General features: G+C 64.6%; 16 protein-coding genes and 1 pseudogene. 7 read left to right on the top strand and 10 right to left on the bottom strand.

What is annotated here, in order from left to right:
• Positions 1 to 34 precede the first annotated feature (34 nt).
• Positions 35 to 1,663, top strand: coding sequence for a methyl-accepting chemotaxis protein (locus PH586_RS07120; protein WP_271347081.1), 1,629 nt, complete (start codon positions 35 to 37; stop codon positions 1,661 to 1,663).
• A 226-nt stretch (positions 1,664 to 1,889) separates the two neighbouring features.
• The gene (locus tag PH586_RS07115; RefSeq protein ID WP_271347080.1) at positions 1,890 to 2,588 is read left to right on the top strand and encodes a TetR/AcrR family transcriptional regulator; all 699 of its coding nucleotides are present in this window, start codon (positions 1,890 to 1,892) and stop codon (positions 2,586 to 2,588) included.
• Here the strand turns inward: PH586_RS07115 and PH586_RS07110 are convergent.
• The 9 genes from PH586_RS07110 to PH586_RS07070 form a co-directional block, all read right to left on the bottom strand.
• Positions 2,562 to 2,951, bottom strand: a complete 390-nt coding sequence (locus PH586_RS07110) for a MerR family transcriptional regulator (RefSeq protein WP_271347079.1) — start codon at positions 2,949 to 2,951, stop codon at positions 2,562 to 2,564. The genes PH586_RS07115 and PH586_RS07110 overlap by 27 nt on opposite strands.
• A 414-nt stretch (positions 2,952 to 3,365) precedes the next feature.
• A complete protein-coding gene (locus PH586_RS07105; RefSeq protein WP_271347078.1) occupies positions 3,366 to 4,706 on the bottom strand; it encodes a DcaP family trimeric outer membrane transporter in 1,341 nt (446 codons plus the stop codon).
• A 213-nt stretch (positions 4,707 to 4,919) separates the two neighbouring features.
• Positions 4,920 to 5,924 (bottom strand): branched-chain amino acid ABC transporter permease, encoded by a 1,005-nt coding sequence (locus PH586_RS07100; protein ID WP_271347077.1) that lies wholly within the window; start codon positions 5,922 to 5,924, stop codon positions 4,920 to 4,922.
• Between the two features lie 2 nt (positions 5,925 to 5,926).
• Complete coding sequence (locus PH586_RS07095; RefSeq protein ID WP_271347076.1) at positions 5,927 to 6,814, bottom strand: branched-chain amino acid ABC transporter permease; 888 nt, start codon at positions 6,812 to 6,814, stop codon at positions 5,927 to 5,929.
• A gap of 73 nt (positions 6,815 to 6,887) precedes the next feature.
• A complete protein-coding gene (locus PH586_RS07090; protein ID WP_271347075.1) occupies positions 6,888 to 8,102 on the bottom strand; it encodes an ABC transporter substrate-binding protein in 1,215 nt (404 codons plus the stop codon).
• A 103-nt stretch (positions 8,103 to 8,205) separates the two neighbouring features.
• Positions 8,206 to 8,928: an ABC transporter ATP-binding protein gene (locus PH586_RS07085; protein ID WP_271347074.1), complete on the bottom strand. Its 723-nt coding sequence runs from the start codon at positions 8,926 to 8,928 to the stop codon at positions 8,206 to 8,208.
• Positions 8,925 to 9,701, bottom strand: coding sequence for an ABC transporter ATP-binding protein (locus PH586_RS07080; protein WP_271347073.1), 777 nt, complete (start codon positions 9,699 to 9,701; stop codon positions 8,925 to 8,927). The genes PH586_RS07085 and PH586_RS07080 overlap by 4 nt, the downstream gene beginning before the upstream one ends.
• Before the next feature lie 388 nt (positions 9,702 to 10,089).
• Positions 10,090 to 10,680 (bottom strand): peroxidase-related enzyme, encoded by a 591-nt coding sequence (locus PH586_RS07075; RefSeq protein WP_271347072.1) that lies wholly within the window; start codon positions 10,678 to 10,680, stop codon positions 10,090 to 10,092.
• A 58-nt stretch (positions 10,681 to 10,738) separates the two neighbouring features.
• Positions 10,739 to 12,421: an AMP-binding protein gene (locus tag PH586_RS07070; protein ID WP_271347071.1), complete on the bottom strand. Its 1,683-nt coding sequence runs from the start codon at positions 12,419 to 12,421 to the stop codon at positions 10,739 to 10,741.
• A 152-nt stretch (positions 12,422 to 12,573) separates the two neighbouring features.
• Between PH586_RS07070 and PH586_RS07065 the strand changes: the two genes are divergently transcribed.
• The 5 genes from PH586_RS07065 (at position 12,574) to PH586_RS07045 (ending at position 19,428) form a co-directional block, all read left to right on the top strand.
• Positions 12,574 to 13,737 carry an isovaleryl-CoA dehydrogenase gene (locus PH586_RS07065; RefSeq protein WP_271347070.1) on the top strand — a complete coding sequence of 388 codons (1,164 nt, stop codon included), beginning with the start codon at positions 12,574 to 12,576 and terminating at the stop codon, positions 13,735 to 13,737.
• 115 nt (positions 13,738 to 13,852) lie between these two features.
• A complete protein-coding gene (locus PH586_RS07060) occupies positions 13,853 to 15,460 on the top strand; it encodes a carboxyl transferase domain-containing protein (RefSeq protein WP_271347069.1) in 1,608 nt (535 codons plus the stop codon).
• 81 nt (positions 15,461 to 15,541) lie between these two features.
• Entirely contained in the window at positions 15,542 to 16,339 is a 798-nt protein-coding gene (locus PH586_RS07055) for a gamma-carboxygeranoyl-CoA hydratase (RefSeq protein ID WP_271347068.1), read from the top strand.
• Positions 16,340 to 16,424: 85 nt separating this feature from the next.
• Positions 16,425 to 18,389, top strand: coding sequence for an acetyl/propionyl/methylcrotonyl-CoA carboxylase subunit alpha (locus tag PH586_RS07050; protein ID WP_271347067.1), 1,965 nt, complete (start codon positions 16,425 to 16,427; stop codon positions 18,387 to 18,389).
• Between the two features lie 136 nt (positions 18,390 to 18,525).
• Complete coding sequence (locus tag PH586_RS07045; RefSeq protein WP_271347066.1) at positions 18,526 to 19,428, top strand: hydroxymethylglutaryl-CoA lyase; 903 nt, start codon at positions 18,526 to 18,528, stop codon at positions 19,426 to 19,428.
• 222 nt (positions 19,429 to 19,650) lie between these two features.
• On the opposite strand, the pseudogene PH586_RS07040 reads toward PH586_RS07045, so the two are convergent.
• Positions 19,651 to 20,047, bottom strand: a pseudogene (locus tag PH586_RS07040) (acetyl-CoA C-acetyltransferase); the annotation flags it as partial.

The raw sequence follows: 20,047 nt of genomic DNA, 5'->3' as shown, positions 1-20,047 counted from the left end.
CGGCCCCAAGCTTGAATTACTGGAAGTCTCACACATGCTAGGCCTGCGCAATGTTCCCATCAGTCAGCGTCTATGGCTGATTCTGCTGACCTCCATCCTGACCTTGCTGGTCCTCACCGGGCTGATGCTCAAACAAAACTACGACGATCTGCATGCCGCCAAGGCGCTGAAGACCCAGCATGTGGTGGAGACTGCCGCCGGCATTCTGCGCCACTACCACGGCCTGGAGGACGCAGGGATGAGCCGCGAGCAGGCCCAGAGCGAGGCCAGCGCGGTCATACGCGAGCTGCGCTACAACCAGGACGACTACTTCTGGATCGAGGATCTCGACACTCGTATGGTCATGCACCCCAGCGCCAAGTTACTGGGCAAGGTCATGTCCGGCACCCGCGACCCGGACGGCAAACCCCTGTTCGACGAGATGGTCAGCGTGGCCAAGCGTGACGGCGCCGGCGTGGTGCACTACCGCTGGCCCAAGCCGGGCTCTGATGACCCGGTGGCGAAGGTCTCCTATATCCAGCTGTTTCAACCCTGGGGCTGGATAGTCGGCTCGGGGATCTATATCGACGACGTGATGGCCGAGTTCCGCGGCCAGGTACTGCGCACCTTCAGCTTTCTGGTGGTAGTGGCCCTGCTGCTCGCTGCGCTGATCCTGCTGATTGCCCGCAGCATCGCCTCTCCCCTGGAGCGGGCAGTGGATGCGATGAAGAACATCGCCAGCGGCGAAGCCGACCTGACCCGCAGCCTGGATCACCAGGGCCGCGACGAGCTGACCGCGCTGGGCGGCCATTTCAACGCCTTCACCGGCAAACTGCGCGAGGTCATCGGCCAGTCGCTGCAGGCCGCCACCCGTCTGGAGCAGGCCTCGCAATCGCTCGGCGAGATCGCCGGCGACACCCAGCAGCACAGCCAGCAACAGTCGCAACAGATGGAGATGGTGGCCACGGCCATCAACGAAGTGGCCTATGCCGTGCAGGAAGTGGCGCGCAACGCCGAGCATGCCGCCAATGAAGTGCGCCAGGCCGAGGAGCAGGCACGCCAGGGCCAGCAGAACATCGACAGCAGCCTGCGCCAGATCGACCTGCTGTCGAACACCATCGGCCAGGCTGTCGAGGTGATCGACAGCCTGGCCCAGGAAAGCACGCAGATCGGCAGCGTACTGGAAGTGATTCGGGCGATCGCCGAGCAAACCAACTTGCTCGCCTTGAACGCCGCCATCGAGGCCGCGCGCGCCGGCGAGCAAGGCCGCGGCTTTGCCGTAGTGGCCGATGAGGTGCGCCTGCTGGCCCAACGCACCCAGCAGTCCACTGCCGAGATCCAGGGCATGATCGAGCGTCTGCAGGGCAATTCGGCAGCGGCGGTCAAGGTCATAGGCGCCAGCAGCGAAACCTCGCAGCTGACGGTCATGCAGGCGCGCAAAGCCGGCGAGAGCCTGAACCAGATCGCCGCGGCACTGCACAACCTGAGCGACCTCAATGCATCCATTGCCAGCGCCACCCTGGAGCAATCCCAGGTGGTCGAGGACATAAATCAGAACGTGACCCTCACCGCTTCCCTGGCGCAGCAGGGCGTGCAGGCGGCCGACCGCTCGCATCAAGCCAGCCAGGACGTCGGCACCCATGCAGCACAACTGAATCGGCTCCTAGGCCAATTCCGGGTGTGAGCTGCGAATACAGGGCTTGTCGCGTGCAGTGATAGATCCTGACGGGTAAAGCCTTACGGGTTGCTCCGGGGCCCTTGCTTAGGTTCCCTCCCAGCGCAGCAATGGCATGGCCAAAACGCTCAGTCATTCTGAGCGCCGATGACCTTGGTTTTGCACCGGCGACAGGTCAATGTCAGCGCTCCGACTCGTCGCCCAGTGCAACGCAAACAATGGAGGCCATCACGCCATGAGCGACGCCCAACGACTCTCAGCCCTCTTCGCCACGCCAGCCGTTCCGCGGCGCGCACCGATCAACGTCGGCGCCAACACGCGCTACCAGGACACCCGCCTCAAGGCGTTGAGTCTGTTTGCCAGCCGCGGTTTCAGCGCTGTCAGCATGCGCGACCTGGCCAAGCACCTGGGCATCCGGTCAGGCTCGCTCTACAACCACATCGAGAGCAAGGAAGCGCTGCTGTTCGAGCTGATCGAGGAGCTCTACGAACAGCTGCTGCACGGCGCCCGCCAGGTGCAACGGCGCGCTGCCACGCCCGCCGAACGGCTGCACGGCCTGTTCGACGCGCACCTGCGGTTGCACGCCAGCATGGGTGCGCATTTTCGTCTGGCCGAGTACGACAGTCACTGCCTGGCCGGCGAGCAGCAGGTGCAACTCCGCGAGCTTCGCGCGCGCTACGCACAGCAGCTGGTGGAAAGCGTGGAGTGTGTCACCGGCCAGCCGGTCGGCAGCAGCCGCCGCGCTGCGTTGAGCGGCATCCTGGCCCTGCTCAATCAGTTGCCGGCCTGGGTCGAGGCGCCCGAGCTGAGTCCTACGGCACGCCACGCGTTGCTGCGCGACATGGTGCTGAGCGCACTGCGCGCCGCGTTGCGGGCCACCCAGGACGCTGCGGTGCTGGCCGACGCCTCAATGGGTCTCGGGAACTTCCAATAAGGCGGCGCGGCAACGCTCCTCGGCCGTGTCCAGCTCCAGCTGCATCTGCTCGATGTCCAGCAACTGCTGCTCCAGCTGCAGACGTCGCTCGGCGATCTTGCCCAGCATGATCTCGAGCTGATTACGGTTGTCGCCCTGTGGGTCGTACAGCTCGATCAGGGTCTTGCATTCGGCCAGGGAGAAACCGATGCGCTTGCCCCGCAGAATCAGCTTGAGCGCGACCCTGTCCTTGGCCGTATAGATTCGCTCCTGGCCACGGCGGGTCGGCAGCAGCATGCCCTGCTCTTCATAGAAACGAATGGTCCGGGTGGTCACATCCAGCTCGCGCGCCAGTTCGGAAATGCTGTAGGTCTTGGCGGTCATGCTTGATCCTTGGTCGATTATCCACGAGCCATGTCGCACAGGGGTTCCCGCGACATGGCTGCATGGCCATATGCCGTGGAACGCTAACAACTCATTACGTTAACGTCAACGCAGCCACTCACCAGCATCAGCCGCAGGCAGGCGCTGGCGATGATCTGTCGGTATGCGCCCGGACCAACTCAGGGCTGGATCGAGAACAAAAAAAGCCGGGCCACCAGGGCCCGGCAAACTTCACACCAAGGAGTAATCGGATTGAGCGGTTAGCCCGGGCTTAGCAAAAGCTGTAGCTGACGATAAGGCTCTTCTCGTCCAGCTTGCTGCCGACATTGCTGGGCGATACTGCCGCCGTGCCACAACGCACAAGAAGCAATCATGCCCGGCCCCCACTGCAGCGCCGTCATACGGCGCGAACGATCAGAAGTTGTACTGCGCCGAGGTCTGCACGCGGTTCAAATCGCCATTGCGGCCATCTTCCGTTTCACGCCGCGCGTGAATCAGCTCGAGGCCGAAAGTCGTGCTGGCAACCGGGCTCCACAGCAGGTTCAGGTGAGCGGTGTCGGAGCTTTGGTTCATGTTCGCAGTGGTCGCACCACTCGGGTTGCTTGCACGGGCGGTCGACAGCGCCAGCGTGGAACGCAGGTTGTCCATCCAGAAGTGGCGGTAGGCGAGAATCGCGCCCCATTGGTTGTTCAGCGTGAGATCACCGGAGGTATCGACGCTGCCATCGGAGAATACGGCCTGGCCCATGTAGCGGCCGAGTGCGTTACCGGCGGTGAGCGAGAACTGGAAGGTGTCCTTGCCGATGGTCGGCACCACGCCGTAAGCGGCGAGCGCCCCACCCCACTGGTCGTCGGCACCCATGGCCGTATCCACGCGAATGTTGCGCGCCATCGCGGCCAGGGCGAAGCGGCCAGCGGAGGTGTTGAAGTCCAGTCGCGCAACCAGATCGGGCACCTTGTCGTCATCGGTCTGCCCATTGCTACCGCCGCCGGCATTGGCCGTGGTCAGGAAGGACTCGGGGCTTTCCGCCGCAATCGACCAGGAGCCGCCGTCGAAGCCCTCGGTCCAGCGCACCTGGGTCTGGCGGACGAAGAGTTCGCCGACCGGGCCGCCGAAGTCCAGGGTCTCGGGCAGGGAGCCCGCGTCCATGAAGGTAGACCAGGTCTGGCCGGCGAGCAGGCCGCCGAGGCTGCCGAAGGCATGGCGGGTGCGCAGGCCATTGGAGTTGCTGACGACCTCGTTGCCATTCGCGCCGAAGAAGTCGGCCTCGACGAAGGTCTTGAGGTCGCCCCAAGCGGTCGGGGTGCTGGTGGCGAAGTTCAAACGGGTCTGGCGCGCGTGGAGGGTAATCTGGCCGTCTTCAGTATTAGTGTCGCTGTCCAGGGGAATCGAACCCGGAACCAGCAACTGGTCAAGGGTGCTGCCCGCGCCCGCACTGGTGTCGCTGTACAGCAGGTCGGCCTTGACGTAGCCGCCAAACTTGACCGAGGTATTGGAGCCGGGCAGCTTGAACGAACCTGGGGTGGTGCCGGCGGTCACGCTGTTGGCGGGCGCGACGGCCTTGGCGGTTTCGGCCTGTTTCTGCTCGAGCGCGGCAATGCTGTTCTGCAGCGCTGCGATCTGCGCCTTCAACGCCTCCAGGTCGGACGCGGTGTCGGCGCTGGCGGGCGCGATGAAGCCAGCCAGGCTGGCGGTGATCGCCACACAGAGGACTTTGGCCTTGAAGGGCCTGGTGATCGACTTTTCAACGTTCATAGATCTCTCTTCTTATTGGTGAGTAGTGCAGCAACGCCAGGCAGCCAACTGCCAGGCAATACCCGCGACGGCCGATGCAACCGACCTGTTATCCACGGGGCTTCCCGTGGGATCCAGACACCCTGCCGACGACCCGGCAGGGCATATTTCAGGCAAACAGCCCCCCCGGCGCGGATCAGGGTCCGCACCTTGAGCAAACAGCAGGAGGCTTGTTTAGAAGTTGCGCTTCGCCAGTTTCAGCACCCAACCGACGATGCCGACCCGGAACAGCAGCACGCAGGTGACGAATATCGCCCCGAGGATCACGTGCACCCACTCGCCCAGTGGACCGTTGGACAGGTAGCTCTGCAGGGTGATCACCACGCTGGCGCCGACCACCGGCCCGAGCACGGTGCCGACGCCGCCGAGCAGGGTCATCAGGATCACCTCGCCGGACATGTGCCAGTGCGCGTCGGTCAGCGAGGCCAACTGGAACACCACGGTCTTGGTCGAGCCCGCCAGGCCGGTCAAGGTGGCGGAAATCACGAAGGCCAGCAGCTTGTGCGCGTCGACGTTGTAGCCCAGGGAAATGGCCCGCGGCTCGTTCTCGCGGATCGCCCTGAGCACCTGGCCGTAGGGCGAGTGGATGGTGCGCTGGATGATGGCGAAGCCGACGATGAACACCGCCAGGACGAAGTAGTACAGGGTCATGTTGTTGTTCAGGTCGAACAGCCCGAACAGCTGCCCTCGCGGTACGCCCTGCAGGCCGTTCTCGCCGCCGGTGAAGGGCGCCTGGACAAAGATGAAGAACACCAGTTGCGCCAGCGCCAGGGTGATCATGGCGAAGTAGATGCCCTGGCGCCGAATCGCCAGCAGGCCGAACAGCAAGCCGAGCGCCGCAGACGCCAGGGTGCCGGCGAGGATTCCCAGTTCCGTGCCCAGGCCGCTGTACTCGCTGAGCAGGTAGCCGGTGATATAGCCGCCGGTGGCGAAAAAAGCGGCATGGCCGAAGGACAACAAGCCGGCATAGCCGAGCAACAGGTTGAAGGCGCAGGCGAACAAGGCGAAACACAGCAGCTTCATCAGAAAGATCGGGTACACCGCCAGGGGCGCGACCAGCGCGACGCCGAACAGTGCCAGGTAGAACCACAGCTTGCGCCGTTGCGCCGCCTGCTGGCGCTCGCGTACCACTTGCGGCGGCAGAACCAGGCTGTCCTGTTTGATGTGCATATTGGTCATGCTTATGTCTCCTTGCCGAACAGTCCCGCCGGACGAACCAGCAGCACCAGTACCATCACCAGGAACACGATGGTGTTGGCCGCTTCTGGATAGATCACCTTGGTCAGCCCCTCGATCACGCCCATGGCCAGACCCGTGACGATCGCGCCCATGATCGAACCCATGCCGCCGATCACCACCACAGCAAACACCACGATCAGTAGATTGGCGCCCATGGTCGGGGTGACCGAATAGATCGGAGCAGCCAGCACTCCGGCCAACCCCGCCAGCGCCGCGCCATAGCCATAGGTCAGGGTGATCAGCAGCGGTACGTTGATGCCGAAGGCCTGCATCAGCTTGGGGTTTTCGGTACCGGCACGCAGGTAGGAACCCAGGCGGGTGCGCTCGATCATGTACCAGGTGAGCACGCACACCACCACTGCAGCCACAACAACCCAGGCGCGGTAGGTGGGCAGGAACATGAAGCCGAGGTTGTAACCGCCCTTGAGCAGCTCGGGCATCGGGTAGGACGCGCCGGAAACACCGAACAGCTTGACGAAGCAGCCCTCGACGATCAACGCCAGGCCGAAGGTCAACAGCAAGCCGTAGAGGTGATCCTCACCGGCGATCCGGCGTAACAGGCCACGCTCGATCAGCATGCCCAGGGCGCCGACTAGCAGTGGCGCCACAATCAGCGCCACCCAATAATTGATGCCCAGGTACTTGAGGCCAAGCACGGCGGCGAAGGCCCCAAGCATGTACTGGGCGCCATGGGCGAAGTTGATGATCCGCAGCAGACCGAAGATTATCGCCAGGCCCAGGCTGAGCAAGGCATAGAAAGCGCCGTTGATCAGCCCGAGCAGCAGCTGGCCGAGCAGTACGCCCAGCGGTATGCCGAATACCATAGTCATGAGTTACCACCCGCTGAAAGTCAGTGACACCCGGCTGCTGGCAGCCGGGTGACGAGCTGGGGTTAATTGCCGATCAGTTCTGCGACAGCAGCTTGCATTGGCTCGCGGCCAGCGGGCGGAAGGCCTCGTCGCCCGGAATGGTGCGCACGATCTTGTACAGGTCCCAGTCGCCCTTCGACTCGGCCGGGGTCTTTACCTGGGCCAGATACATGTCGTGGACCATGCGGCCATCGGCGCGGATCTTGCCGTTCTTGGCGAACATGTCGTTGACCGGGGTCGCCATCATCTGCGCCCGCACCGCCTGCGCCTCGTCGCTGCCGGCAGCCTTGACTGCGTTCAGGTAATGCATGGTCGCCGAGTAGATACCCGCCGGCACCATGCCCGGCTTGCTGCCGAAGCGGTCTTCGTAGCGCTTGGACCAGGTGCGGGTTTCCTCGTTGAGGTCCCAGTACCAGCCGGTGGTCAGCATCAGACCCTGGGTCACGTCCAGGCCCATGGCATGGATGTCGTTGAGGAAGACCACCATGCCGGCCAGACTCTGCCCGGACTGGGTAACGCCGAACTGGCTGGCGGTCATCAGCGAATTGACCGTGTCGGCACCGGCGTTAGCCAGGGCGATCACATCGGCGCCAGAGCCCTGGGCCTGGAGGATGTAGGAGGAAAAGTCGCTGCTCGGGAATGGATGGCGCACCGTGCCCAGCACTGAGCCGCCATCGGCCTCGACCACCTTGGTGATATCGGCTTCCATGGCATGGCCGAAGGCATAGTCGGCGGTCAGGATGAACCAGCTCTTGCCGCCATTGGCCAACACTGCCTTGGCCGTACCATTGGCCAAGGCGTAGGAGTCGTAGGTCCAGTGGATATGGTTGGGCGAGCAGTATTCGTTGGTAATGCTGGAGGCCGCGGCGCCGGAAATCAGCGCCAGCTTGCCGGCTTGCTCCACCACCTGGCTGGCCGCCAGCACCACCGAGGAGGCGACCAGGCCGGTGACCATGTCGACGTTGCGCTCATCGACCCACTTGCGCACGGTACTGGCACCGACATCCGGCTTGTTCAGGTCATCGGCACTGAAGATCACGATCTTCTTGCCATCGATCTGGCCGCCGAAGTCCTCGACCGCCATCTTCAGCGCTTCCAGGCCACCCGGTCCGGAGAGATCACGGTAGGTGCCGGACATATCGGCCAGGTAGCCGATACGGATTTCGTCATCGCTGAGCTGCGCCTGGGCGGCGCTGGCAATCAGGCTGGTGGCGAGGATGGTGCTTGCAGTCTTCTGGAACAGATTCATCTCGTTACCTTCCACAGTTATTGTTGTTGTACCGGGCAAAGCAACCCCGACCCGGCGGGCCTGGGCCACGCCGTACTGCATGTTTCGAGGGGTGAAACTGGGTTTAGACGCCTAGACAGCGGTGCAGCAGTTCTTGTTTTGACGACAGCTCGCTCGCGCCGATTTCCTCGACAATCTGGCCGTGATCCATCAGGTAATGCCGATCGGCCAAGGGAGCGGCGAAGCGGAAGTTCTGCTCCACCAGCACGATGGTCAGGCCCTTGTTCTTGAGCTTGATCAGCACCTCGGCGAGTTTCTGCACAATCACCGGGGCCAGGCCCTCGGTGATCTCGTCGAGCAGCAACAGGTTGGCGCCGGTGCGCAGGATGCGTGCCATGGCCAGCATCTGCTGCTCGCCGCCGGACAGCCGGGTACCTTGGCTGAAACGCCGCTCGTAGAGGTTGGGGAACATCTCGTAGATGTCATCGAGGCTCATGCCGCCACTGCGCACCATGGGCGGCAGCAGCAGGTTCTCCTCGACGTTGAGGCTGGCGAAGATGCCGCGTTCTTCCGGGCAGAAGCCAACGCCCAGGCGCGGGATCAGGTGCGCGGCGAGGCCCAGGGTCTCGTTGCCGTTGACCACGATCGAGCCGGTGCGCCGACCCACCATGTTCATGATCGCGCGCAGGGTGGTGGAGCGTCCCGAGCCGTTGCGCCCGAGCAAGGTCACCAGTTCGCCGCGGCGCACCAGCAGGTCGATGCCATGCAGGATGTGCGACTCGCCGTAGAAGGCATGCAGGTCGCTGACCCGCAGCTGCTCGTAATCCTGAGTATGCAGGTTGCTCATGCGCCGGCCTCCTCGCTGACTGTCGCTTCGCTGCCCAGGTAGGCCTCGCGCACCAGCGGGTTGGCGGACACGCTGGCGTAGTCGCCTTCGGCGAGGATCGCACCGCGGGCCAGCACGGTGATGCAGTCGCACAACTGACTGACCACGCTGAGGTTGTGCTCGACCATCAGCACCGTGCGCCCCACTGCGGCGCGGCGTACCAGGCCGATGACCATTTCCACGTCCTCGCCGCCCATGCCCTGGGTCGGCTCGTCGAGCAACAGCACGGCCGGGTCCAGCGCCAGGGTGGTGGCCAGCTCCAGCGCGCGCTTGCGGCCATAGGGCAGTTCGATGGTCATGGTGTCGGCGAATTCGAGCAGGCCCACATCATCGAGCATCTGCAGGGCGCGCTCATTGAGGGCCTCGAGGCTGCGCTCGGACTTCCAGAAGTGGAAGGAGTTGCCCAGCTTGCGCTGCAGGGCCACGCGGACGTTTTCCATCACGCTCATGTGACCGAATACCGCGGAAATCTGGAAGGAGCGCACCAGGCCGAGACGGGCGATCTGGTTCGGCTGCAGGCCGGTGATGGGCTTGCCCTGATAGATGATCTCGCCGCTAGTGGGCGCGAGGAACTTGCTGAGCAGGTTGAATACGGTGGTCTTGCCGGCCCCGTTGGGTCCGATCAAGGCATGGATATGTCCCTTCTGCACACGCAGATCGACCGAGTCCACCGCGGTGAAGCCGCGAAATTCCTTGGTCAAGCCGCGCGTTTCCAGTACGAATTCGGGTGACATGTGGAGCCCTCTAACCTGCTTGTTTTTATTGGTTATGGCGCTGCTGACAATACTACCTTTACGTAAACGTAAACACTATACCAAAGTCTACTTTCGACTGACTGGTTACTATTCGACTGACACCGCAGTTTTCGTCTGGAGGATGCCAGGCCCTGCTGGCCTGCTGCCCTCGGTCAATCCGTTGAAATCGAGTATAGGCAGGCATTTATTAAATAATAATGAGTAAATTATCAGGTGCGTTATGCATAAATATCGTACCCACTGCAGCCGGCACACCCACTGCGCACAGCCCTGCCCCGCCCCTGAACGCGCAATGGAAAGAAGCAGAAGTCATGCTCGCCCCCCCGGCATGGCCGGGGAAGCTTGCACTGTCGCTAGAGAGGCCGTTTCAACTTGGCGCCCTGGGCACGCGGCCCATCAGGTAGAACTCGGCGTTGGGCGGGGTGCCCGCCAGCGACACCAGCCGGTTGGACAGGCTGAAGAAGGCGGTGATGGCGCCGATGTCCCAGATGTCGTCGAGGCTGAAGCCGACGGCCTGCAGGCGTGCCTGCCAGTCGCCATCCAGGCCGCCACGTTCGAGGCCGACGTGAAAGGCGAAATCCAGCATCAGGCGCTGGCGCTCGCCGATCGGCGCCGTGCGGTGGTTGACCGTCAGCTGGTCGGCGAGCAGCGGATCCTTGCTGTAGATACGCAACACCGCGCCATGCGCCACCACGCAGTACAGACAGCCGTGGCGGGCACTGGTGGCGACCACGATCATCTCCTTTTCCGCCGGCGTCAGGCTGTCGGACTCGCGCTCCATCAGGGCGTCGTGGTAGGCGAAAAAGGCGCGGAACTCGTCCGGGCGGTGGGCCAGCATGAGGAACACATGGGGCACGAAGCCGGCCTTCTCCTGCACCGCGAGTATCCGCTGGTGCAGGTCTTGCGGTAATTGTTCGAGGTTTTCGGGCAGTGCAAAGCGACTGATCTGCGGGGACATCGGATTACTCCATGATCTGCAGCGGCGCCCGACTGACGGACGCCGCAAGGGCCAACGCCTAGGATTTAGCGGTGAGTGCCAGTTGTTCGATGCTGAGCTCGCGCATGCGGAATTTCTGCACCTTGCCGGTCACCGTCATGGGGAACTCGTCGACCAGGAGGAAGTGGCGCGGCACCTTGAAATGGGCGATGCGACCCTTGCAGAACTCGCTCAGCTCCGCCGCTGCCACTGCGTGGCCCGGATGGCACTTGACCCAGGCGACGATCTCCTCGCCGTACTTGTCGTCGGGAATGCCCACCACCTGCACATCGGCCACCGCCGGATGATTGAACAGGAACTCCTCGATCTCCCGTGGATAGACGTTCTCGCCGCCGCGGATGATCATGTCCTTGTTGCGCCCGACGATGCTCAGGTAGCCCTGCTCGTCCATCACCGCCAGGTCGCCGGTGTGCATCCAGCGCGCCGGGTCGAGGGCCTCGGCGGTGGCCTGCGGGTTGTTCCAGTAGCCGAGCATGACGCTGTAGCCACGGGTGCACAGCTCGCCAACCTGGCCGCGCGGGACGATGCGTCCCTGCTCGTCGATCACCTTGCTCTCCAGGTGCGGCTGGGTGCGGCCGACACTGCTGACCCGACACTGCAGGTCGTCATCCGCGGCCGTCTGGGTCGACACCGGGCTGGTCTCGGTCATGCCGTAGGCGATCTGTACCTCGGCCATGTGCATTTCGCCGATCACCCGCTTCATCACCTCGATCGGGCAGGTGGCGCCGGCCATGATCCCGCTGCGCAGGCTGGACAGGTCCAGGCCGGCACGTTCCGGCAGATCCAGCTCGGCGATGAACATGGTCGGCACGCCGTAGAGCACCGTGGCCCGCTCCTCGGCCACCGCCTGCAAGGTGGCCAGCGGTTCGAAGGCGGCCCCCGGGTAGATCATGGTGCTGCCATGGGTCAGGCAGCCGAGGTTGCCCATGACCATGCCGAAGCAGTGGTACAGCGGCACCGGGATCACCAGGCGATCGTGTTCGGTCAGGCCCAGGCTCTCGCCGACCATATAGCCGTTGTTGAGGATGTTGTAGTGACTGAGGGTCGCGCCCTTGGGGAAACCGGTGGTGCCCGAGGTGTACTGGATGTTGATCGGGTCGTCGAACTGCAGCTGGGCGCTGCAGGCGCGCAACTGCTCCGGGCCGACCTCATCACCCCGGTCGAGGAACGCCGACCAACCGAACATGCCCACGGCCGGTTGCTGGCCGAGGCTGATCACCCCACGCAACTCGGGCAGTAGACGGCTTTGCAGTGCACCGACGGCGCATCCGGCGAGCTCCGGCAACAGCTCACCGAGCATCGCGTGGTAGTCGCTGCTCTTGAACGCATCGGCGCAGATCAGCCAGCGGCAGCCGGAGTGCTTGAGCGCATACTCGAGTTCGCTGAGGCGGTAGGCCGGGTTGATATTGACCAGCACCACGCCAACCTTGGCGCTGGCGAACTGGGCGATGCACCACTGGGCACAGTTCGGCGCCCAGATACCGAGGCGCTCACCGGGCTGCATGCCGATGGCCAACAAGGCGCGGGCACAGCGATCCACCGCCTCACCCAGCTCGCCCCAGCTATAACGTAGCTGTTGATGGCGAACGACGAGCGCCTCGCGCTCGGCGAAACGCGCCACCGTCTGATCGAACGCCGCGCCTATGGTCATGGCCAACAGGGGCTTGTCCTGTAATCCGCATGTATAACTGGGTGAAGTCATGAGTTCCTCGATTCTTTTGCTTGTTCTGAGGTCTGGCGTCCGGGCGGCGCCCACTATCGGAGACTTGACAGCGCGCGAAGCCAGCTTTACGTTAACGTAAAGGTATACGGGCTGACAAGCCTCCCCCCCGACAACGACAACAAGGTGCCCCCATGAGCTATCCGTCCCTCAACTTTGCCCTCGGCGAAACCATCGACATGCTCCGCGACCAGGTCCAGGCCTTCGTCGCCGCGGAACTGGCGCCGCGCGCCGCCGCCATCGACAGCGATAACCTGTTCCCCGCCGACATGTGGAAGAAGTTCGGCGACATGGGCCTGCTCGGGGTCACCGTGTCCGAGGAATACGGCGGCGCCGGCCTCGGCTACCTGGCCCACGTGGTCGCGATCGAGGAAATCAGCCGCGCCTCGGCGTCGGTCGGCCTGTCCTACGGTGCCCACTCCAACCTGTGCGTCAACCAGATCAACCGCAACGGCACGCCTGAGCAGAAGGCCAAGTACCTGCCCAAGCTGATCAGCGGCGAGCACGTCGGCGCCCTGGCCATGAGCGAGCCGAACGCCGGCTCCGACGTGGTCTCGATGAAGCTGCGCGCCGAGCGTCGCGGCGATCACTTCGTGCTCAACGGCAGCAAGACCTGGATCACCAACGGCCCGGATGCCAACACCTATGTGATCTATGCCAAGACCGACCTGGACAAGGGCGCCCATGGCATCACCGCCTTTATCGTCGAGCGCGACTGGAAGGGATTTTCCCGCGGCAGCAAGTTCGACAAGCTGGGCATGCGCGGTTCCAACACCTGCGAGCTGTTCTTCGATGACGTCGAGGTGCCGGAAGAGAACATCCTCGGCAAGGAAAACGGCGGCGTGAAGGTGCTGATGAGCGGCCTCGACTACGAGCGCGTGGTCCTCGCCGGCGGCCCGATCGGCATCATGCAGGCCTGCATGGACGTGGTGGTGCCCTATATCCACGACCGCAAGCAGTTCGGCCAGAGCATCGGCGAGTTCCAGATGATCCAGGGCAAGGTGGCCGACATGTACACCCAGCTCAACGCCAGCCGCGCCTACCTGTACACCGTGGCCCAGGCCTGCGACCGCGGCGAGACCAACCGCAAGGACGCCGCCGGGGTGATCCTCTACAGCGCCGAACGTGCGACCCAGATGGCCTTGGAGGCGATCCAGATCCTCGGCGGCAACGGCTACATCAATGAATTTCCCACCGGCCGCCTGCTGCGCGACGCCAAGCTCTACGAAATCGGCGCCGGCACCAGCGAGATCAGGCGCATGCTGATCGGCCGCGAGCTGTTCAACGAAACCAAATAAGCCAGAGCCGGAGGATGGGTTGAGCAACGCGATACCCATCGAACCCGAAACCGCGTGGATATCGCTTCGCTCAACCCACCCTACGCGTTGTCAGCCAGTAGACCCGGAGCGCCAGATGGCCATCCTGCATACCCAGATCAACAACCGCTCCCCGGAGTTCGCCACCAACAGTGCGGCGATGCTCGCCCAGGTCAACGACCTGCGCGCCCTGCTCGCCCGTGTCCATGAAGGCGGCGGCGAGAAGGCCCAGCATCGGCACACCTCGCGCGGCAAGTTGCTGCCGCGCGAGCGGATCAACCGCTTGCTCGACCTCGGCTCGCCCTTCCTCGAGATCGGCCAGCTGGCTGCCCACGGCGTCTATGGCGAAGAGGTGCCCGCCGCCGGGGTGATCGCCGGCATCGGCCGGGTCGAAGGCGTCGAATGCATGATCGTGGCCAACGACGCCACGGTGAAAGGCGGCAGCTACTACCCGCTGACCGTGAAAAAGCACCTGCGCGCCCAGGCCATCGCCCAGCAGAACCGCCTGCCGTGCATCTACCTGGTGGACTCCGGCGGCGCCAACCTGCCGCGCCAGGACGAGGTGTTCCCCGACCGCGAGCACTTCGGGCGGATCTTCTTCAACCAGGCCAACATGAGCGCCATGGGCATCCCGCAGATCGCCGTGGTCATGGGCTCCTGCACCGCCGGCGGCGCCTATGTGCCGGCCATGGCCGACGAGGCGATCATGGTGCGCAACCAGGCCACCATCTTCCTCGCCGGCCCGCCGCTGGTGAAGGCCGCCACCGGTGAGGTGGTCAGCGCCGAGGACCTGGGCGGCGCCGACGTGCACTGCAAGACCTCGGGGGTGGCCGACCACTACGCCGACAACGATGAGCACGCCCTGGCCCTGGCCCGGCGCAGCATCGCCAACTTGAACTGGCGCAAGCTCGGCGTGCTGAACAACCGCGAGCCGATCGCTCCGCTGTACGACGCCGAAGAACTCTATGGGGTGATCCCGGCCGACGCCAAGCAACCCTTCGATGTGCGCGAAGTGATCGCGCGCACCGTCGACGGCTCGCTGTTCGACGAGTTCAAGGCGCTGTTCGGTGCCACCCTGGTCTGCGGCTTCGCGCATATCCAGGGTTATCCGGTGGCGATCCTCGCCAATAACGGGATTCTTTTCGCCGAATCGGCGCAGAAAGGCGCGCATTTCATCGAACTGGCCTGCCAGCGCGGCATCCCCCTGCTGTTCCTGCAAAACATCACCGGCTTCATGGTCGGGCAGAAGTACGAGGCCGGCGGCATCGCCAAGCACGGCGCCAAGCTGGTCAACGCCGTGGCCTGCGCCAAGGTGCCGAAGTTCACTGTGATCATCGGCGGCAGCTTCGGCGCCGGCAACTACGGCATGTGCGGCCGCGCCTACGACCCGCGTTTCCTGTGGATGTGGCCGAACGCGCGGATCGGCGTGATGGGCGCCGAACAGGCCGCCGGCGTGCTGGTCCAGGTCAAGCACGAGCAGGCGGCCCGCGCCGGCCACGACTTCTCCGCCGAGGAGGAAGCCAAGCTCAAGCAGCCGATCCTCGAGCAGTACGAGCGCCAGGGCCATCCCTACTATTCCAGCGCGCGGCTATGGGACGACGGCGTGATCGACCCGGCACAGACCCGCGAGGTGCTCGGTCTGGCGCTGTCGGCCAGTCTCAATGCGCCGATCGAGCCGACCACCTTTGGTGTGTTCCGCATGTAATCGATAACCGTAGGGCGGGTGAAACCCGCCAGAACACACGCGGGTTGCACCCGCCCTACATGGTTAGCAGTTGGAGTTCAGATGACCGATTTCAGCACCATCCAGCTCGAAACAGACCCGCGCGGTTTCGCCACCCTCTGGCTCAATCGCGCCGACAAGCACAACGCCTTCAACGCCGAGATGATCCGCGAGCTGATCCTCGCCCTCGATGAGGTGCAGGCCGACAAGAGCCTGCGTTTCCTGCTGCTGCGCGGCCGCGGCAAGCACTTCTCCGCCGGTGCCGACCTGGCCTGGATGCAGCACGCCGCGACCCTCGACTACAGCGCCAACCTGGCCGATTCACGGGAACTGGCCGAGCTGATGCACAACCTCTACCAGCTGAAGATTCCGACCCTGGCCGTGGTCCAGGGTGCGGCCTTCGGCGGCGCCCTGGGCCTGATCGCCTGCTGCGACATGGCCATCGGCGCCGACGACGCGCAACTGTGCCTGTCGGAGGTGCGTATCGGCCTGGCCCCGGCGGTGATCAGCCCCTTCGTCGTGCAGGCCATCGGCGAACGCGCGGCGCGCCGCTATGCCCTGACCGCCGAACGTTTCAGCGGCGAGCGGGCCCGTGAACTGGGCCTGTTGGCCGAGAGCTACCCGGCCGAGGCGCTGGACGACGCGGTCAACGACTGGGTCGCCAACCTGCTGCTCAACAGCCCGCAGGCGATGCAGGCGAGCAAGGACCTGCTCAAGGAAGTCGCCAGCGGCGTGCTCACCCCGGCCCTGCGCCGTTACACCGAAAACGCCATCGCCCGCATCCGCGTCAGCGCCGAAGGCCAGGAAGGCCTGCGTGCGTTCCTCGATAAACGCAAGCCCAGCTGGCAGGAGCAACAATGACTATGCCTCGCGACCCAGTGCTGCATACCGTCCAGTGCGACAGCTGGCTCGATAAACGCCAATCCCTCCGGCAGGAGCCACAAGCATGAGCAAGCACATCGACACCCTGCTGATCGCCAACCGCGGCGAAATCGCCTGCCGGGTGATGCGTACGGCCAAGGCCATGGGCATCACCACCGTGGCGGTACACAGCGCCGTCGACCGTAGCGCCCGCCACGTGCGCGAGGCGGACATCGCCATCGACCTGGGCGGTGCCAAGCCGGCCGACAGCTACCTGCGCATCGACGCACTGATTGCCGCGGCCCAGGCCAGCGGCGCCCAGGCCATCCACCCGGGCTACGGCTTCCTCTCCGAGAACGCCGGCTTTGCCCGCGCCATCGAAGCGGCCGGCCTGCTGTTCCTCGGCCCGCCGGCCAGTGCCATCGACGCCATGGGCAGCAAGTCCGCGGCCAAGGCGCTGATGGACGCCGCCGGCGTGCCGCTGGTGCCTGGCTATCACGGCGAGGCCCAGGATCTGGAAACCTTCCGCGCCGCCTCGGAAGTCATCGGCTACCCGGTATTGCTCAAGGCCACCGCTGGTGGCGGCGGCAAGGGCATGAAGGTGGTCGAGCGCGAGAGCGAACTGGGCGAAGCCCTGGCTTCCGCCCAGCGCGAGGCGCAGTCGTCGTTCGGCGATTCGCGCATGCTGGTGGAAAAATACGTACTCAAGCCGCGGCATGTGGAGATTCAGGTGTTCGCCGACCAGCACGGCCACTGCCTGTACCTGAATGAGCGCGACTGCTCGATCCAGCGCCGCCACCAGAAGGTGGTCGAGGAGGCGCCGGCGCCGGGTCTCAGCCCGGAACTGCGCCGCGCCATGGGCGAGGCCGCGGTCAAGGCCGCCCAGGCCATCGGCTATGTCGGCGCCGGTACCGTCGAGTTTTTGCTGGACGAGCGCGGCGACTTCTTCTTCATGGAGATGAACACCCGCCTGCAGGTCGAGCATCCGGTCACCGAGGCCATCACCGGCCTGGACCTGGTCGCCTGGCAGATCCGCGTCGCCCGTGGCGAGCCGCTGCCGCTGACCCAGGCGCAGGTGCCGTTGATCGGCCATGCCATCGAGGTGCGCCTGTATGCCGAAGACCCGGAGCACGACTTCCTGCCCTCCACCGGGCGCTTGAGCCTGTACCGCGAACCCGCGGCCGGCCCGGGCCGGCGAGTCGATACCGGTGTGGCCGAAGGCGACGAGGTCTCGCCCTTCTATGACCCGATGCTCGGCAAGCTGATCGCCTGGGGCGACAACCGCGAGGAAGCGCGCCTGCGCCTGCTGGCGATGCTCAATGAGACCTGCATCGGCGGGGTCAAGACCAACCTGGCGTTCCTGCGTCGCGTGCTGGCCCACCCGGCCTTCGCCGACGCCGAGCTGGATACCGGCTTTATTCCGCGCTACGAAGCGCAACTGCTGCCGCCGCCAAGCGAGCTGCCCGCCGAGTTCTGGCAACTGGCTGGCGACGCCTTTGCCCAGAGCGAGCCGCTACGCCGCAAGCACGAAGACGTCCATTCGCCATGGGCCGGCACCAGTGGCTGGCGCGCCGGTCTGCCGAGCGAAATCGACCTGCATTTGGCCTGTGACGGCGTCACGCAAAAGGTGCGCGCCTGCGGCGTCGCCCGGCTGCAGGGCGAAACGCTGTTGTGCAGCAGCCCGCGAGATGCCGAGGTTCAGCCAGACGCACTGCAACGGCGCCTGCATGCCATCCGCCAGGGCGACACCCTCTACCTGGAATGGCAGGGCGACCTGCACGCCATCAGCCAGCTCGACCCGATTGCCGAAGTCGAAGCCAGCCACAGCCATCACGGTGGCCTGACGGCGCCGATGAATGGCAGCATCGTCCGCGTACTGGTCGAAGCCGGCCAGCAGGTCGAGGCCGGCACCGCGCTGGTGGTGCTGGAAGCGATGAAGATGGAGCACAGCATCCGCGCGCCCCATGCCGGCACGGTCAAGGCGCTGTATTGCAGCGAAGGCGAGATGGTCAGCGAAGGCAGCGTGCTGGTGGAGCTGGACGAAGCCTGATGGCTCGCTGCTGTCGAATGCACTATTGACTGCGTAGGATGGGGTGAACGAAGTCTTACCCATCCTAGCGTCCAAGCTTCTTCGTCAGGTGCTGCCTGGATACGAAGCCCAAGATCCCGATTCAAGAGATGACGCAATGACAATTCCCAGCAAGGTACGCCTGGTCGAAGTCGGTCCGCGCGACGGCCTGCAGAATGAAAAACAGCCGATCCGCGTGGCCGACAAGGTGCGCCTGGTCGATGACCTGACCGCCGCCGGCTTGAGCTATATCGAGGTCGGCAGCTTCGTCGCGCCCAAGTGGGTGCCGCAGATGGCCGGCAGTGTCGAGGTGTTCGCCCAGATCAAGCAGGCACCCGGCGTGACCTACGCCGCCCTGACCCCCAACCTCAAGGGCTTCGAGGCGGCACTGCAGGCCGGAGTCAAGGAAGTGGCCGTCTTCGCCGCCGCCTCCGAGGCCTTCTCGCAGAAGAACATCAACTGCTCGATCAGCGAAAGCCTCGAGCGTTTCCTGCCCTTGATGGACGCCGCCAAGCAGCAGGGCATTCGCGTGCGCGGCTACGTGTCCTGCGTGCTCGGCTGCCCTTACGAGGGCAGCATCGCCCCCACCAAAGTGGCGGAGGTGGCCCGCGAGCTGTACCACATGGGCTGCTACGAGATTTCCCTCGGCGACACCATCGGTGCCGGCACCGCTGGAGAAACCCGGCGCTTGATCGAAGTCGTCGGCAGCAAGGTACCGCGCAACAAACTGGCTGGGCATTTCCACGACACCTACGGCCAGGCCCTGGCCAATATCTACGCCAGCCTGCTGGAAGGCATCGAGGTGTTCGACAGCTCGGTCGCCGGGCTCGGCGGCTGCCCCTATGCCAAGGGCGCCACCGGCAATGTCGCGACCGAGGATGTGCTCTACCTGCTCAATGGCCTGGGCATCAGCAGCGGTATCGATATGGATCTGCTGATCGAGGCCGGTGCGCGCATCTGCGCGGTGCTGGACAAGCCCAACGGCTCGCGGGTGGCCCGCGCCCGCCTGGCGCAGGCCTGAACACTGCCACACCTTTCCCTGGCCGCGGTCACCCTGTGCCGCGGTTTTTTTTGTTCGCCAACCAGCGGTTCTCGCACAACAACGAAAACGCCGGCGCCCTCGATCGAGGTGCGGCCGGCGCTTGGCTGTTAGGACTGCTTATCCGCTGCCCCTAGCCTTGTAGGGCGGGTGATTTATCCGCCGATGGCGGCGGGTTGTATCCGCCCTACAAGGGGAGCCTGGTTATCCGCGTTCGATCGCCAGGGCCACACCCTGACCGCCGCCGATACACAGGGTGGCCAGGCCCTTCTTCGCGTCGCGCTTGATCATCTCGTGCAGCAGGGTCACCAGAATCCGGCAGCCGGAACCGCCGATCGGGTGGCCGATGGCGATGGCGCCACCGTTGACGTTGACCTTGCTCGCGTCCCACTGCAGTTCCTTGCCGACGGCCAGGGCCTGGGCGGCGAAGGCTTCGTTGGCCTCGATCAGGTCCAGCTGCTCCAGGCTCCAGCCGGCCTTGGCCAGGCAGCGCTGGGTGGCGGAGACCGGGCCGATGCCCATGATCGCCGGGTCGACGCCGGCGTTGGCATAGCCGGCAATCCGCGCCAGCACCGGCAGACCGAGGGCCTCGGCCTTGGCG

This window comes from Pseudomonas aestuarii (assembly GCF_027988105.1).
Taxonomy (GTDB): Bacteria; Pseudomonadota; Gammaproteobacteria; order Pseudomonadales; family Pseudomonadaceae; genus Aquipseudomonas; species Aquipseudomonas aestuarii.
This window is presented reverse-complemented; position numbering and strand designations above follow the sequence as displayed.